The sequence below is a fragment of the Streptomyces sp. NRRL F-6676 genome, from assembly GCF_000725625.1.
GTDB lineage: Bacteria > Actinomycetota > Actinomycetes > Streptomycetales > Streptomycetaceae > Streptomyces.
On record NZ_JOHS01000008.1, the window covers coordinates 144449 to 160342 of the forward strand.

Below are 15894 nucleotides of genomic sequence, written 5' to 3' on the forward strand. Positions count from 1 at the left end.
CCCGTCGCCTCCGTCTTTCGTCGTCTCCGTCACACATCCTGAGGACATTCCGGTCCCACAGGTGTGACCGCGCCCCACAGCGGCAATCCTGTGCCTGCACATGACATGACGGCAGAGGCCACCACAGGCGCGCACCCGCGCGCGGGGGAAGTGCGGAGCGGTGGAACACACAACGGCACAGAGCACCCTGGAACTCCTGGTCCACGGAGTGGGCGGCACCACCCCCCAGGAGATGCTGAACGATCCGCGCACGGTGCGCGTCACCGGCGACGACACCGCCGCCGTCTTCCGCCGCGCCGACGACGTCGACGCCGAGGAACGGCCCGCCGAGCACCGCGACGCCCCGGTACCCGAGGCCTACGTCTGGTGCAACCTCACCTCCGGCAACGGCTCGCGCGCCCTGTGGCTGCTGCTCCTGCCGTTCATGGTGGTCAACCTGGCCCACTGGATGCGCCCCACCAGCGAGGGCCACCGCATCCGGACCGTGCGCCTGTACGGCCTCCTGGTGCGGCTCGCCGGGCTCAGCCTCACCGTGCTGCTGGTCGCCGCCGCCTGCGAGGTCGCCCTCGACCTCACCGCCTGGCAGTGCGCGGGCACCCCCGCGTGCGCCGCCCGCCACTCCTGGCTCGGCTTCCTGTCGCCCACCGGCTCCGACGGCGGCTGGTGGAGCGAGCCGGGGCGCCGGCTCGCCCTGGCCGCGCTGGTGCCGACCGCCCTCACCGGGCTGCTCTGGTACCTCTCCCACCGCACCTGGAGCGCCTACGAGTCCCAGCCGCCACCGCCCCAGGACGAAAACGGCGACGAGCAGACCGACGACGCCGGAACGGGGACCTACCGGACCGCGCTCGGCCGCCCCGGCTTCTGGTACGGACGCCGGCTCGTGGCCCGGCTGCGCGCCGCCCACACCGCCGCCGGTCTCCTCACCGTCGCCGCGGCCGTCGGCACCGCCGCCGCCCGCCACGACCGCCGCCCGGGCGGCCCCGCGCTCCTCGACAGCCTCGGCTCCGCGCTGGAAGCGGCGTACGTGGCGGGCGCGCTCGTCGTGGTCTGGGTGGTCTGCCGCCGCGGCCGCACCGAGAACCGCCTCGACCGCCGGCTCGACCGTGCCCTGGTCCGGTGGCTGCCCCTGAGTTTTCTGGCCCTGCTCGCGCTCTCCCTGGTGTACGCCTGCTGGTCGCGCCCCGGCTGGCGGTCGGCCGGACGGCTGCCGGGCGACCCGGCGTTCGGGGCCCTCACCCTCGCGCAGTGCTTACTCGTCGTCGTGCTCGCCGTCGTCGCCCACCTCCTCTCTCGCACGCACCGCCACCCGCGCACCGCACTGCGCGGGCTGGCCGGGCCCGCCGTCGCCATGCTCGCCTGCGCGCTCGGCGGGGTGATGTCCGGCGGCGTCGCCCAGCGGGTCTCCGACTGGCTCGACGGCACCCGCCGCACCCTGCCCGGACCGCCCGTCCTGCTCACCTGGCAGGCCTCCGCGATACCGCCGCTGCTCCTGCTGCTGCTCGTGGTCGTCGCCCTGCTGGCCCGCCGCACCCTGCGACTGCGCCGGGCCGAGACGGCCGACGTCGAGCGCGACCACCCCGGCGAACGCACCGACGCCGCCCGCACCCGCCGTATCGCCGGGGTCAGGGCGATGGCCACCCTCACCGACCTGGCACCCCGCGTCATCGGCGTCGTCGCCGTCGCCACGCTGCTGCTCGGCACCACCGCACTGGTCGGCGCCGAACTCACCGACGAGGTGCCCGGCGACGCCGCCCGCGGCACCCCCGCCGCGTTGCAGGGCGCCGCCGACACCACCCAGGCGTGCGGCTCCTGGCTGATAGGGGTCGGCTTCCTGCTCTTCGTCACCTGGGGCCGACGCGCCTACAAGGACCCCTCCGCCCGACGCACCATCGGCATCCTGTGGGACGTCGGCACCTTCTGGCCGCGTGCCGCGCACCCCTTCGCCCCGCCCTGCTACGCCGAGCGCGCCGTCCCCGACCTCACCTGGCGCATGGCCACCTGGACCGGCGCCACCGGCGGACGGCTGGTGCTCTCCGGCCACTCCCAGGGCAGCGTGCTCGCCGCCGCCGCGGCCTGGCAGCTCAAGCCCTCGGTACGCCGCCGGGTGGCCCTGCTGACCTACGGCTCACCCCTGGAACGGCTGTACGGGCGCTGGTTCCCGGCGTACTTCGGGCCCGCCTCGCTCAGCGCCCTGCACCGCGAGGTCGACTGCTGGCGCAATCTGTACCGGCTCACGGACCCGATCGGCGGGCCGATCGGGCTGCCCGGCGACTGCGGGCCGCAGGTCGACCGTGCCCCGCTCAAGGACCCGCTCGCCTACGGCCGCACCGCGCTGCACCCGCTCCCCGCCCCGATCCTGGGCCACAGCGACTACCAGGCCGACCCGGCGTTCGCGGAGGAACGCCGGCGCCTGCTGGCCCGGCTGCGCCCCGGGGTGCCGGCACCCCGCCCGGTCGAGGAGGCGGACGGCACGGCGGAGGAGGCGGGTGACACGGCGCGGGCTCAGGGCAGTTCCGGCAGGTCCTCCGGGTAGAGCAGCGTCAGGTCGTCCGTGCTCGGCTCGGTGAACTGGGCGACCCGGCCCGCGTGCCGCTCCACCATCGCCTCGAACGTCTGCCGCGCGGTGCGGCCGTTGCCGAACGCGGGGCCCTTCGGTATCGCCGCGAAGTAGTCGAGGAGCGCCTCGGGCGCGCCCTTCGCCAGCCGGTACTCCTGCTCCTCCGCCTGCTGCTCCACGATCCGCAGCAGCTCGTCGGGGCCGTAGTCGCCGAAGGTGATCGTCCGCGAGAAGCGCGAGGCGACCCCGGGGTTGACGGTCAGGAAGCGCTCCATCTCGGCGGTGTAACCGGCGACGATCACCACCACCGCCTCCCGGTGGTCCTCCATCAGCTTCACCAGGGTGTCGATCGCCTCGCGCCCGAAGTCCCGCCCGGAGTCCTCCGGGGACAGCGCGTACGCCTCGTCGATGAACAGCACGCCGCCGCGCGCCCGGTCGAACGCCTCCTGGGTACGGATCGCCGTGGAGCCGATGTGCTCGCCCACCAGGTCGACCCGGGAGACCTCGACCAGATGCCCCTTCTCCAGCACCCCGAGCGAGGCCAGGATCTCCCCGTACAGCCGGGCCACCGTCGTCTTGCCGGTGCCGGGGGAGCCGGTGAAGACCAGATGGCGCCGTGCGGAGGCCGCCTTGAGGCCCGCCTGCTGCCGGCGCCGGCCCACCTCGATCATGTCGGTCAGCGCGCGCACCTCGCGCTTGACGCTCTCCAGCCCCACCAGCGCGTCGAGTTCGCCCAGCACGTCCTTCGACGTGCGGGCGGGCGCCGCCGGTTCGGGCGTCGCGGCGACCAGACCCTCCTGCTCCGTGGTGCGCTGGCCGGGGATGGAGCCCAGCAGCCCGGCCGCCGGGGGCGTGGCGGTCTGTACGGCCGTCTCCCGGGCGGGGGAGCGCAGGCTCGCGCTCTCGTCGCTGGTGCAGTCCTCGACGAGGGCACCGCCGCCGCCCGCCGCGTCCGGGCCGCCGTCGGCGAACTCGTAACCGCCGCGCGCACACCGCTCCGTGCGGCACTTGCGCAGCGTCGTGCGGCAGCCGTCGATGACGTGGAAGCCGTAGCCGCCGCTGTCGGTGACCCGGCAGCCCTGGAAGCTGCCCCGGCCGCCCGCCGAGACGTAGAACCCGGCCTCGGCGGGGGAGGTGATGGTGCAGCGCTCGACGGTGGGGTCGGCGCCCTTGGTGACGATCACGCCGGTCTGTACGCCGTCCACCGTGCAGCCGCTCAAAGTGCCGCCGCTGCCGTGGTCGCGGAACCAGGCGCCCGTCGCCGCGTCCTTGATCCGGCAGTCGTCGAGCTGCGCGGTGGCGCCGTCGCTCACCGAGACCGCGGTGTTGCGGACCTGCGCCAGATCGCTGTCCACGACGTCGGCGCGCGAGCCCCGGTCGAGGACGAACAGCGCGTCCGGCACGTCGTGCACCCGGCAGGACTCCAGTACGGCGGTGGCGCCGTCGCTGACCCACACCGCCGGGTAGTCGCCGGTGGAGTCGAAGATCTCGCACTGGTTGGCGTCCACGCGGGTACCCGGGTCCCAGACCGACAGTCCGTTGCGGCCGAACTGGCGCACGGTCGTGCGGGTCAGGGTGAGCACCGCGCGTGATCTGAGGTCGACCGCGTTCTCCGGGACGTCGTGGATGCGGCAGTCGGCGAGGGTCAGCACCGCGTCCGTGTCCAGGGTGACGCCGTCGGCGGTGGTGCGGTGCACGTCGCAGTCGGTGAGGTGCGCCGTGGCCCGCCCGGTCACCTGGACCCCCGAGCCCTTGACCTCGTAGACCTCGCAACCGACCGCCTCCAGCGAGGAGTTCTCCCCGGTGACCGACAGCCCCGCGCCCGAGGCGTGGTGAACCCGGCAGCGCTCCAGCCGGGGGCGCGCGCCCCCGCGCACGGCCACGCCGGACTGGCCCGCCGCGACCACCTCGCACTCCTCGAACACCCCGCCCCCGCCGTCGACGACGGCGATCCCGACCCCGGCCGGGTTGTCCACCGTGCAGCGCCGGACGGTGGGGCGGGCCCCGGCGCGCACCTCGAACCCGGCCGCGGACCGGGTCATGATCCGCAGATCGGCGAACTCGGGGGTGCCCTCCTCCACCAGGACCGCCGGCGCGGCCGCGTCCTGGCCCTCGATGTGCAGATCCTGGACGACCGCGGAGGCGCGCACGGTCAACGGCACCCCGTCCACGGGGGCGATGCGCACGGAACCGGGCGAGCCCTCCGGACCGCGCAGCGTCACCGCCCGCTGGACGACGAGGTTCTCCCGGTAGGTGCCCGCGGCGACGGTGAGGACGTCGCCGTCGCCCGCGGCCTCCAGCGCGGCGGCGAGGGACGCGTACTCACCCGTGCGGCGCCGCCACCGCGATGTACCGGTGTGCGTCACCTGGACCGTGCCCTGTGCCATGGCGTTGCTGTGCCCCCACCTCGTCGTACGCGGGTCGTTGCCGAAGAGTTCGGCCGGTCCACCGTAGCGTGCGCGGACCCGGTGGGCGGACCGGAGCGGAAGGCCGGTCAGGCGCCGGTGCCGGTCCGGCCCCAGTCCGGGCCCGCCTTCTCCCACGCCCGGTCCAGACGGGCGTACCTGCGGCGGACCATGCGCCACACCAGCAGTCGTCTGCCGCCCTCGACCAGCCCCGCCGCCGCGGCGGCCGAGCCGAAGCCCGCCAGGACGGCGTGGGTGGTGGCGGTGATCGCGTCCAGCGGACGGGCCACGAGGTGGCCGCGGGCGTCCGTCCACACGGTGAAGTGGTCGCCGGGGCGCGGCTGTTCCAGGTCGGCCAGGACGGCGCCGTGGTGGGCCGTGCCGTCCGGGCCCGTCCAGTTCGCCAGGACGTGACTGTGCGCGTCCCGGGCCGTGGCGGTCTCCGGATCGGGGTCCAGGGGGCTGCGATTGAGCCGTTTGACCACCGTGGCCACCACCTCGTGGCGGGTGTGCCGCTGTTCGCGCACCGACCGTTGCAGCGCGTCCTCCGTGACCGCCCCCACGGCAGCGCCGATCAGCGGTGCCACGACGAGGATCAGCACGAGGGCGACCAGCGCCAGCCATGCCTCGACCAGATCGGTCGTACGACGCAGTGGATTGCCCCGCCAGCGCCAGAGTCCGCGAACCGCTCGCACCGCCCCACCCCCTTCCGCTCCGTGATAACTCCGCGCACGGGCCGAATGCGCCCGGGCGCGGAGAAGAGAGAGCGACATCACGCCGCCGTGCTCCACGGATCTTCAGAAATGTCTCACGGGTCCCAACGACCACGGCCCCGGCGGGGGTTCCCTCCACATGCCTCGTCCGACGTGTACGGGCCGGTCCGCGGCGGGCTCTACTTCAGCACCTCGACGGGGTCCCCCACCCGTATCGTCCCCGTGGTCAGCGGGACCAGGTTCTGGCCGAAGACCAGCCGGCCGGCGAAGCGCCGGTGGCGCCCCAGTGTGCGCAGCGGTTCCTTGCCGCGGGCCCCGGTGGTCTGGTCCGTGGTCGTCACCACGCAGCGTCCGGACATCTTCGCCACGCGGAAGACGACCTCGCCGATCGCCAGTTCCGTCCAGTCGTCCTCGGCCCAGGGCGCGGTGCCCGCGACGACGACGCTCGGCCGGAACCTGTCCATCGGCAGCGGCCCCTCCGCCGCGTGCTCCCCCTGCGCGATCAGCGAGTTGAGGGAGTCGAGAGAGGCGAGCGTCGTGAGCAGCAGGGGGTAGCGGTCGGCGAGGCCGACCATCTCGCCGGGGGAGGTGTACGGCGGATCGTCGATGGGGCGGCGCACGGCGGGATCGTCGAGGTGGACCAGACGCACGGCGTGACCCAGAAGGGTGCTGAGCCAGTCGTCGGCCCGGGCGGCGGCGGGCACCAGCTCCACCTTGGTGCCGAAGATCCGCGCCGTCGTGGTGACGCCCGGCTCGGGCACGGCGACCGTGAGCGGTTCCAGACCGGGCGCAGACAGCAGAACGCCGCCGCCGGGCAGTGCCTCGGCGGCGGCCGTCGCCAGACGCGGTTCCTCGCGCTGGGTGAGCACCTTGCCGGTGTCGTCCGTCACCGCCCAGCGCCGGTCCCCGGCCGGCCCCCACGGCTCGACCACGACCGCGGGGAGTGTCTGGGCCCGCAGCGCCTTGACCGGGTGGATGTGCAGCGAGTGCAGCGACGGTGTCGGCATGGATCCATCGTGTCAGCAGCCACTGACAGCGCAGCCCCCCGCGGGGACCGTGACGGCCCGGACAGCCGTGACGGTCCCGACGGCCACCGGGTCCCGGTGTGCTCCGGAACCCGAGGGTCTCTGCCGGTGTGCTCAGTAGCCCCGGTACTGCTGCCCGTTCTGGTACGGGTCCTGGTACGGCGTCGGGGCCGGGCGCGGGGCCGCGGGGCGCATCGCCTCGTACCCCGTGCCGCCCATCATCGGGCGGGGCGGCTGCGGTGCCTGGGCGCCCGGGTAGCCGCGGGGTCCCGCCTGCTGCGGGATGTAGGCGGTGGGCGCCGCTTGTTGCAGGGGTGTGGGCTGCTGGGCCTGCGGGTAGCCGTACGCGGGGCCCTGGGGAGAGGGACCGGCCGGCAGGGCGGGGAGCGCCGAGGGAAGCGCGGGCAGGTGGTTGTTCGGCTCGTAGGCCGAGGGAACCCGGATCGGGGCGATCTGCGGGGTGCCCCGCTCGGCCACGAGCGAGTCGTAGATCGGAGTGTCCGGGAAAGGCGACGCGGAGTAGTAACCGCCGCCATAGGTGGAGCGGGGGGAGGTCATGGCACATAAGTTAAGCCCACGATGTGCTGGTTGGGGAGACCGATAAGAGGGTTGTTTTCCGTGTCGGCTGGTGACGTCGGATCCCCAATCCGAGCGAACTCGGCAAAAAGGGGCGGCAACTGGCGCTCGCATGCGCTATAGGCCGAGCTACGGGGCTGGTTACCGGCGGTCCGGCACCGTTTTCCCGGGAAAGTGTCGCGGGGGGAGTTCCCGGACGGCGGCGCCGTAGATTTGGCTGGAAACCTTCCGACGGACCCGCCGGTGGGCGGGCCGGTGCCGAGTGTGTGAGGGGGAGCTGCATGTCCATGCTCAAGGGGGCGAACGTTCCGGTGCCGACGGCGGCGCTGCGGATCGAACTCGGGCGGCGGTCCGGGCCCGGGGTGCCCGACGCGGACGCCTCGGCGCTGCTGCTGGTCTCCGGGAGAGTGCGCACCGACGCCGACTTCGTCTTCTACAACCAGCCCACGCACTCCTCCGGCGCGGTGCGCCACGAGGGCAGGCGGACCACCGGCGGCGAGGTGACCGACACGCTCCTCGTCGACCTCGCGCGCGTGGAGAGCGCCATCGACCGGATCGTCCTCGCGGCCTCCGCCGACGGCGGCACGTTCGGACAGGTGCCGGGGCTGTACATCCGCGTGCTGGACACCCGCAGCGGCGAGGAGGTCGCGCGCTTCGACGCCACCGCGACCGTCGAGACGGCCTTCGTCCTCGGGGAGCTGTACCGCCGTCAGGGCGCCTGGAAGTTCCGTGCCGTCGGCCAGGGCTACAGCAGCGGACTGGAAGGACTCGCCACGGACTTCGGTATCACCGTGGACGAGCCGCGGCAGTCGGCGCCCACCGCCGCCCCCCCCCACCGGCCCCCCCCCCCGCCCCCCGCCCCCCCCCCCCCCCCCCGCCGCGGCTACCGGGGCGAGTCACTCGTCCTGGAGTCCGAGTGGGACACGCCACGCCTCACCAAGCAGGGCGGCACCTCCGGCGCCCTGCGCGTCAACCTCAACTGGGAGGTGCGCAAGCAGTTCTCCGGCTGGGGCAGCAAGCGCGGCCGGGCCATCGCCCACCACCGCGACCTCGACCTGGACCTGTGTGCCCTGTTCGAACTCGCCGACGGCCGCAAGGGGGTCGTCCAGGCCCTCGGCAACGCCTTCGGCGCACTGGACCGGCCGCCGTACATCCACCTCGACGGCGACGACCGCACCGGCGCCGTCGCGACCGGCGAGAACCTCACCGTCAACCTCGACCACCGGCAGGACTTCCGCCGCATCCTCGTCTTCGTGACCATCTACGAGGGCGCCCGCTCCTTCGCCGACCTGCACGCCACCGTCACCCTCCAGCCGCAGCACGGCGCACCCGTCGACTTCTCCCTCGACGAGTGCACGGTGCCCTCCACGGTGTGCGCGCTCGCCCTGATCACCAACACCGGCGGCGACCTCGTCGTCCAGCGCGAGGCCCGCTATCTGATCCCGGACCGCGGGGTCAGCCCGCAGCGCACCGTCGACCGCGTCTACGGCTGGGGCATGAACTGGACCCCCGGCCGCAAGTGACCGCTCAGCCCTCCTCGGGGGCGGCCGCCGTATCGGGCCGGGCGTAGGTCCGGCCCTTCCAGGCGGCCCCGCGCCCCCGGTAGTGCCGCACCGCAGAGTCCACCGTCATCAACAGGTACAGGAACGCGGTGAACGGCAGCAGCGGAGCGAGCCACGGCGGCCGGCGGTAGTAGCGGAGCATCGGCAGGTACGTCGCCGTCATCACCAGCCACGCGAGCCCGCCGGCCACCGCCGCCGCCCAGGACCCGGCGGCGAGGCCGGCGAGGAACGCCACCGGCGGCACCAGGTACACCACGGCCAGCCCCAGGACGGTGCCGAGCAGCAGCAGCGGGTTGTGCCGCAGCTGCGCGTACGCGCTGCGCGCCACCATGTGCCACAGGTCGCGCAGGCGCGGATAGGGGCGGACACTGTCGACCCGGTCGGCCAGGCCGAGCCAGATGTGCCCACCGGTGCCCTTGACCGCCCGCGCCAGCGCCACGTCGTCGATGACCGCCTGCCGGATCGCGTCCGGGATCCGCGCCCGCTCGGCCGCCTCCGCGCGCAGCAGCACACAGCCGCCGGCCGCCGCGGCCGTGCGCCCGCCGCGCACCCCGATCCACCGGAAGGGGTACAGCTGCGCGAAGAAGTAGACGAAGGCCGGGACGACCAGCTGCTCCCACAGGCTCTCCACGCGCAGCCGCGCCATCTGGGACACCAGGTCGTAGTTCCCGGTGTCGGCCGCCGCGACCAGGGAGCGCAGGCTGTCCGGGGCGTGCGCGATGTCGGCGTCCGTCAGCAGCAGGAACGCGGGCTCGCGGGTGCGGGCGAGGCCGATGCCGTGCCGTACCGCCCACAGCTTGCCCGTCCAGCCGGCGGGCGGCTCGCCGGGCGAGGTCACGGTCAGCGGCAGCCCGCCGTGGCGGCGGGACAGCTCCGCGGCCAGCTCCCCGGTGCCGTCGGTGCTGCCGTCGTCGACGAGGAAGACCTCGGCCCGCCCGGGATACTCCTGCGCCAGCAGCGTGGGCAGGCTTCGGGGGAGCACCTCCGCCTCGTCCCGGGCCGGGACGACCACGCACACCGGGGGCCACACCTCCGGGTCCCGGCGCGGCGGCAGCCGGACGTCCGTGCGCCAGAAGAAGCCCTGGCCGAGCAGCAGCCACAGCCAGGCGACGAGCGATCCCAGGGCGATCCACACAACGGCACTCACTCGTCGCAGTCTGCCCCACACCGGCGGCCGTACGACACGGATCGTCTAAGGTGACCGAGTGAAGATCGCGCTCATGGACTCAGGAATCGGACTGCTCCCGGCCGCCGCCGCGGTACGCCGACTGCGACCGGACGCCGATCTCGTACTGTCCTCCGACCCCGACGGCATGCCCTGGGGACCGCGCACCCCCGAGGACCTCACCGCACACGCCGTGGCCGTCGCCGAGGCCGCCGCCGCGCAGCGCCCCGACGCCCTGGTCGTCGCCTGCAACACCGCCTCCGTGCACGCCCTGCCCACGCTGCGGGCCCGCCTCGAACCCGGGCTGCCGGTCATCGGCACCGTCCCCGCGATCAAGCCGGCCGCGGCGGGCGGCGCGCCCTTCGCCATCTGGGCCACCCCCGCCACCACGGGAAGCCCCTACCAGCGCGGCCTCATCGAGGAGTTCGCCGACGGCATGGCCGTCACCGAGGTCGCCTGCCCCGGACTCGCCGAGGCCGTGCAGCACGCGGACGACGCCGCCATCGACGCCGCGATCGCCGACGCCGCCGCCCGCACACCGGACGAGGCGACGACCGTCGTCCTGGGCTGCACCCATTACGAACTGGTCGCCGAGCGCATCCGCGCCGCCCTGCGCGGCCCCCGCCGCTCCCCGCTGGTCCTGCACGGTTCCGCCACGGCCGTCGCCGCGCAGGCGCTGCGCCGCATCGGCGCGCTCCCGGACCCGGAGGCCCCCGTACGGGGAGCTCTCACGGTGCTCCTGAGCGGACGCGAGGCTCCGCTGCCCCCCGAGGCCGGCGCCTACGAGGAGGGCCGGCTGCTGGACACGGTCGGCTCCGCGCGCTGAACCCGCCGGCCACCGGGGCAACCCTGCGCGAGCGACTGCCCGCGGAGCGGAATCGGGCTACCCTCATGGACATGAGGGACCACCCCCACGGTGACCACAGGCACCCGGACATCTGGACCGGACGCGCCACCAACCGCGTCCAGTGGCTCGCGGCCCTCGCCGGCGCCGCCTGCCTCGCGCTCGGCATCCAACTGGCCATCGACTCCGCCTGGACGTCCGGCGTCGCCGCGCTGGCGATGTCCGTCGTGGGCTGCATCGCCGCCGGGCTGCTCATCCTCTTCGGCACCCTCGCCTTCGTGCACGTCGCCGTGAAGGTCGACGCGGAGTGCCTGGAGGTGCGCTGCGGTCACATCGGGCTGCCGCGCCGCCGCATCCCGCTGGCCCACGTGGCCGGTGCCGAGTTCGCACCCCGGGTCACCCCGCGCCAGTGGGGCGGCTGGGGCTACCGCTGGCGGCCCGAGAAGGGCACCGCCGTCGTCGTACGGCGGGGCGAGGGGCTCGTACTGCGGCTGTGGGACGGGCACGTGTTCACCATCACCGTCGACAACGCGGAGACCGCGGTGCGCGTCATCCGGGCCCGGCTGCACCCGCCGGTGGCGGACACGACGGGCTGAACGGCCCCGGGCGCGACCGGTTCACGTGCCGCCCCCCGCACTCCCCGGCGCCCCCTCACCCCCCGTCGCCGAACGGCCGTGCCGTCGCCACGCCCGCCAGTGCACCGACCCCCGCGGTCACCGTCGTGAAGCTCAGCGCGTTGCCCGCCGTCGCCAGGACGCCGACCGCCGCCAGCGCCACGGCCGCGCTGAGCACCACCGGCGTACCGCGCGGCGAACGCCACAGCGCGTACAGCACCCAGCCGCCCGCGGCCGCCAGCAGCGCCACCCCGACCAGGCCCTGCTCCGCCGCCTGCTGGAGGGCCGCCGAGTGCGGCCGGCCGTCGGACGCGAGCGTCTGCGCGGCGGCCGGGCTCAGCTCGCCGAACCGGCCCGGCCCCGCGCCGAGCAGGGGGTCACGGCCGGCCAGCCCCACCGCGTCCCGCCACAGCAGGACCCGGTACGCGCCCAACTGACCCTCGGCCGATGCGGACAACCCCTCCGGCAGGACGTTCTCGGCGAGCGCCCAGGCCAGGCCGCCCGCCGCCGCGACCACGGCCGCCGGACCGGCGAGGCCCAGCCCACGGCGCCGCATCCGCGCGGCGGCCAGCGAGCAGAGCAGCACCACGGCACACGCCGCGCACCCCGCCGCCGACCCCCGCACGGCGGCGGCCACGGCGGTACCGGCGGCCAGGAGCCACAGCGCGCACCGCGGGAGCGGGGCCGCGGCGGCCCAGGCCGCACAGCAGGCGGCGCCCGCCGACAGGGTCAGCAGCGCGGCCGTGGCACCGGCGTGCCCGAGCGGCGCGGCGAGCCGGGGCCCGGCCGTGGCGTCCGGGGCGCCGAGCGCCAGCCCGAGCCCGGCCAGCGCACCGACGGCGGGCGCGGTCACCGGCAGCAGGGCACCGGCGATCCGGCCCGTGGCGTACCCGGCGGCGACGGCGAGCACCGCGAGCAGCACCCCCTCGGGCCGGCCGTCCCGCCCGGCCGCCGTGACCAGCGCCCACGCCGCACAGGCGCCGAGCACCGCGACGCCCCACGCGTCCGCGCTGCCGCGCCGCTCGCGCACGGCCGTCCCGGCGGCCGCGGGGTGCGGCCCCGCGGCATCCACCCCGTCTCCTGCGGTCTCCACCCGTCGCCCCCGCCCTGTCGCGCGCGCCCCGGCCCGTGACCGGCGCCCCGCCGCCCCTGAATGGCGGCCGGACGCGGCGGGCGACCCTCGTCCCGGACTGGGGCACACCGTAACGGCCGGAGACCGTTTTGTGTACGAGCTGTGCAGAAACGGTCCAGCCGGGGTGACGGCCCGCACCGCGGGCGCGGCGGACGGACCGGACCGAACTGTCGGCCCGCAGGTCACGCCCCGTAGACTCCCGGAGTGACCGCCACCGCCACCTCCGTGGACCGGCCCGACCGTCCCGACCGGCTCGCGCCCCGGGACACGCCGGCCGCACGCCCCCTGCGCCTGCTGCGCCGGCTCCTGCCGGCCGCCGCCGCGGCGCTCTGCGGAGTGCTCCTCTACGTCAGCTTCCCGCCCCGCACCCTGTCGTGGCTGGCCCTCCCCGCCTTCGCCGGGTTCGGCCTGCTGCTGCGCGGCCGGACCTGGAAGTCCGGGCTCGGCCTCGGCTATCTGTTCGGGCTCGGGTTCCTGCTGCCGCTCCTGGTGTGGACCGGCGTCGAGGTCGGCCCCGGACCGTGGCTGGCGCTCGTCGCCGCCGAGGCGGCCTTCGTCGCGCTGGTCGGCGCGGGCATCACCGTCGTCTCCCGGCTGCCCGCCTGGCCGCTGTGGGCGGCCGCCCTGTGGATCGCCGGCGAGGCGGCACGCGCGCGCGTGCCGTTCGGCGGCTTCCCCTGGGGCGAGATCGCCTTCGGCCAGGCCGACGGGATCTTCCTGCCCCTCGCCGCGGCCGGCGGCACCCCGGTGCTCGGCTTCGCGGTCGTCCTGTGCGGCTTCGGCCTCGGCGAAGCCGTCCGCCTGGCCGTCGCCATGCGGCGCACCGGCCGGCTCCGGCGCGGGGCCGCCGCCGTCGCCCTGCTGAGCGTGGCCGTTCCCGTGGCCGGCGCGTTCGCCGCCCGGCTGCTGGTGAGCGACGAGGCCGAGAACGGCACCACGACGGTCGCCGTCATCCAGGGCAACGTGCCGCGCGCGGGCCTGGACTTCAACTCCCAGCGCCGCGCCGTCCTCGACTACCACGCGCGCGAGACCCGGCGGCTGGCCGCCGAGGTCGACGCCGGCAAGAAGGCCCGCCCCGACCTCGTGCTGTGGCCGGAGAACTCCTCCGACATCGACCCCTACACCAACGCCGACGCCTACGCCGTCATCGACGGCGCAGCCAAGGCGATCAAGGCCCCCATCTCGGTCGGCGCGGTCATCGAACGCGACGGCAGGCTCTACAACGAACAGATCCTCTGGGACCCGCGGAAGGGCCCCCAGGACACCTACGACAAGCGGCAGATCCAGCCCTTCGGCGAGTTCCTCCCGCTGCGCGGCATGATCGGCGCGATCAACAACACGTGGACGTCGATGGTGCGTCAGGACTTCAGCCGGGGTCACGAACCCGGCGTCTTCACCATGGCGGGCGCCCGCGTCGGCCTCGTCACCTGCTACGAGGCGGCCTTCGACTGGACCGTCCGCTCCACCGTCACCGACGGCGCCCAGCTGATCTCGGTGCCCAGCAACAACGCCACCTTCGACCGCAGCGAGATGACGTACCAGCAGCTCGCGATGTCCCGGGTCCGCGCCGTGGAGCACAGCCGCACCGTCACCGTGCCGGTGACCAGCGGCGTCAGCGCGGTGATCATGCCGGACGGCCGGATCACCCAGAAGACCGGCATGTTCGTCGCGGACTCCCTGGTGCAGAAGGTGCCGCTGCGCTCCTCGCAGACGCCCGCGACCCGGCTCGGCACCCTGCCCGAACTGGCGCTCGTCCTCGTCGCGGCCGGCGGCCTCGGCTGGGCGGTGACCGCGAGGGTCCGCGCGCGGCGGGCCGACGGCACCGCGGCGCGGGCGGCCGACCAGGGCTGACAGCGGCAACCCTTAGGGTCGCGGCATGGCCACTCCTGATTTCATCCGCACCCTCCGGGCCTCCGCGGGCCACCAGTTGCTCTGGATCCCCGGCGTCAGCGCCGTCGTCCTGGACGACGCGAACCGGGTCCTGCTCGGCCAGCGCGCCGACAACCGCGAGTGGGCGGTGATCGGCGGCATCCCGGACCCCGGGGAGCAGCCCGCGGAGTGCGCCGTGCGCGAGGTCTACGAGGAGACGGCGGTGCGCTGCGTCGCCGAACGGGTCGTGTCGGTCGGGGCGAGCCGCGAGGTCACCTACGCCAACGGCGACATCTGCCAGTTCATGGACATCACCTTCCGCTGCCGGGCCGTGGCGGGGGAGCCCCGGGTGAACGACGACGAGTCGCTCGCGGTCGGCTGGTTCGAGCTGGACGCGCTGCCGCCGCTGCGCGAGGGGCATCGCTTCCGGATCAAGCAGGCGCTCACCGAGGGGCCCGCGTGGTTCGGGGCCGCCGCGGGCTGAGCGGGGCCGCTGCCCGGATCGGCCGTCGTCGTCCGCCGGGCCGCCGCTCGGCTGGGCCGCCCTCCCGTCGTGGGGTGTCCGGTGGCGCGGTCGGCCGCGGGCCGGTGGGGGGTTCTCGCGCGGTTCCCCGCGCCCCTGAGGGGCGCCGCCGGAGCGCGCAGTGGTCCGGATCACACCACCCGGCTTGAGTAGCGGGTGGGGGCGCACGACGTACCCACTCCTGACGGGCGATGCCCGGATGCGACGATGGGGCGCCATGACGGCAGGGTGGGGTGCGCGCACGGTGCGGGCCGCGATGTTCGCGGCCGTCTGCGTGCTGCTCGCCGCCGTCGGGCACGTCCTGATGTCCGGCCGCTCCGTCCCCTGGTGGGCGCTCCTCGGCGGCGCCGCACCGACCGCGGCCGCCGGGTGGTGCCTCGCGGGGCGCGAACGCGGGCTCAGGACGGTCGTGACGGCCGTCGTCGCGGCGCAGACGGCCCTGCACACGGCGTTCACCCTGGCGCGGGAGCCCGGGTCCGGGACGACGGCGTCCATGCCGATGCACGCGATGCACGCGATGCACCCACAGCACCCGCACGGGGCGTCCGCACACACGGGCATGGGCATGGGCGTGGACATGGACATGGACATGGGCGCGGGGTCGACGCCGCACGCCCTCGTGCCCCTCCCGGACGCCGCCACCCTCGGCATGTTCACCGCCCACCTGCTGGCCGCACTGCTGTGCGGCCTGTGGCTCGCGTACGGCGAGCGCGCCGCCTTCCGTCTGCTGCGCGCCATGGCCGCGCGGCTCGCCGCACCGCTGCGGCTGCTGCGCGCGCTGCCCGCACCGCCCGACCGCCCCCGCGTCCGGTCGCGCCGCCGCCGCCCGGACCGGGCGCCGGGGCAGGACCCGCTCGTCCACACGATCACCACCCGGGGTCCGCCCGCGGGGGCCGCTGTCGCCTGACG

Annotated in this window: 13 protein-coding genes; 7 read left to right on the top strand and 6 right to left on the bottom strand. The window is 75.1% G+C overall.

The annotated features are described in order from the left end of the window. Positions 1-232: 232 nt before the first annotated feature. Positions 233-2533 (top strand): hypothetical protein, encoded by a 2301-nt coding sequence (locus IO29_RS07365; protein ID WP_234307406.1) that lies wholly within the window; start codon positions 233-235, stop codon positions 2531-2533. Here IO29_RS07365 and IO29_RS07370 read toward each other — a convergent pair. The 4 genes from IO29_RS07370 to IO29_RS07385 all read right to left on the bottom strand — a co-directional run bounded on the left by IO29_RS07370 (position 2503) and on the right by IO29_RS07385 (position 7258). After that, positions 2503-4944 (bottom strand): right-handed parallel beta-helix repeat-containing protein, encoded by a 2442-nt coding sequence (locus IO29_RS07370; protein WP_030377899.1) that lies wholly within the window; start codon positions 4942-4944, stop codon positions 2503-2505. The two genes, IO29_RS07365 and IO29_RS07370, sit on opposite strands and share 31 nt — an antisense overlap. Positions 4945-5051: 107 nt before the next feature. After that, positions 5052-5657 (bottom strand): Rv1733c family protein, encoded by a 606-nt coding sequence (locus tag IO29_RS07375; protein WP_030377900.1) that lies wholly within the window; start codon positions 5655-5657, stop codon positions 5052-5054. 197 nt (positions 5658-5854) lie between these two features. Beyond that, entirely contained in the window at positions 5855-6682 is an 828-nt protein-coding gene (locus IO29_RS07380) for an MOSC domain-containing protein (RefSeq protein ID WP_030377901.1), read from the bottom strand. Between the two features lie 132 nt (positions 6683-6814). Next, a complete protein-coding gene (locus IO29_RS07385) occupies positions 6815-7258 on the bottom strand; it encodes a DUF6643 family protein (RefSeq protein ID WP_030377902.1) in 444 nt (147 codons plus the stop codon). Between the two features lie 305 nt (positions 7259-7563). Here IO29_RS07385 and IO29_RS07390 point away from each other — a divergent pair, with 305 nt between their 5' ends. Then, complete coding sequence (locus tag IO29_RS07390) at positions 7564-8799, top strand: TerD family protein (RefSeq protein WP_159072898.1); 1236 nt, start codon at positions 7564-7566, stop codon at positions 8797-8799. A gap of 4 nt (positions 8800-8803) precedes the next feature. Here IO29_RS07390 and IO29_RS07395 read toward each other — a convergent pair whose 3' ends face one another. Beyond that, entirely contained in the window at positions 8804-9985 is a 1182-nt protein-coding gene (locus tag IO29_RS07395) for a glycosyltransferase (RefSeq protein WP_030377904.1), read from the bottom strand. A 58-nt stretch (positions 9986-10043) separates the two neighbouring features. Between IO29_RS07395 and IO29_RS07400 the strand changes: the two genes are divergently transcribed. Together IO29_RS07400 and IO29_RS07405 are read left to right on the top strand one after the other, a co-directional pair. Beyond that, positions 10044-10829: a glutamate racemase gene (locus IO29_RS07400; protein WP_030377905.1), complete on the top strand. Its 786-nt coding sequence runs from the start codon at positions 10044-10046 to the stop codon at positions 10827-10829. Between the two features lie 71 nt (positions 10830-10900). Beyond that, entirely contained in the window at positions 10901-11443 is a 543-nt protein-coding gene (locus IO29_RS07405; protein WP_030377906.1) for a hypothetical protein, read from the top strand. Positions 11444-11498: 55 nt separating this feature from the next. Here the strand turns inward: IO29_RS07405 and IO29_RS07410 are convergent, their stop codons facing one another. Further along, positions 11499-12533 carry an O-antigen ligase family protein gene (locus IO29_RS07410; protein ID WP_324608148.1) on the bottom strand — a complete coding sequence of 345 codons (1035 nt, stop codon included), beginning with the start codon at positions 12531-12533 and terminating at the stop codon, positions 11499-11501. Between the two features lie 264 nt (positions 12534-12797). Here IO29_RS07410 and lnt point away from each other — a divergent pair, with 264 nt between their 5' ends. From lnt to IO29_RS07425, 3 genes are all read left to right on the top strand, one after another. After that, positions 12798-14444 carry an apolipoprotein N-acyltransferase gene (lnt, locus tag IO29_RS07415; RefSeq protein ID WP_030377908.1) on the top strand — a complete coding sequence of 549 codons (1647 nt, stop codon included), beginning with the start codon at positions 12798-12800 and terminating at the stop codon, positions 14442-14444. 25 nt (positions 14445-14469) lie between these two features. Continuing rightward, a complete protein-coding gene (locus tag IO29_RS07420; RefSeq protein ID WP_030377909.1) occupies positions 14470-14946 on the top strand; it encodes an NUDIX hydrolase in 477 nt (158 codons plus the stop codon). Positions 14947-15202: 256 nt separating this feature from the next. Next, positions 15203-15892, top strand: coding sequence for a hypothetical protein (locus tag IO29_RS07425; RefSeq protein ID WP_030377910.1), 690 nt, complete (start codon positions 15203-15205; stop codon positions 15890-15892). Positions 15893-15894 lie beyond the last annotated feature (2 nt).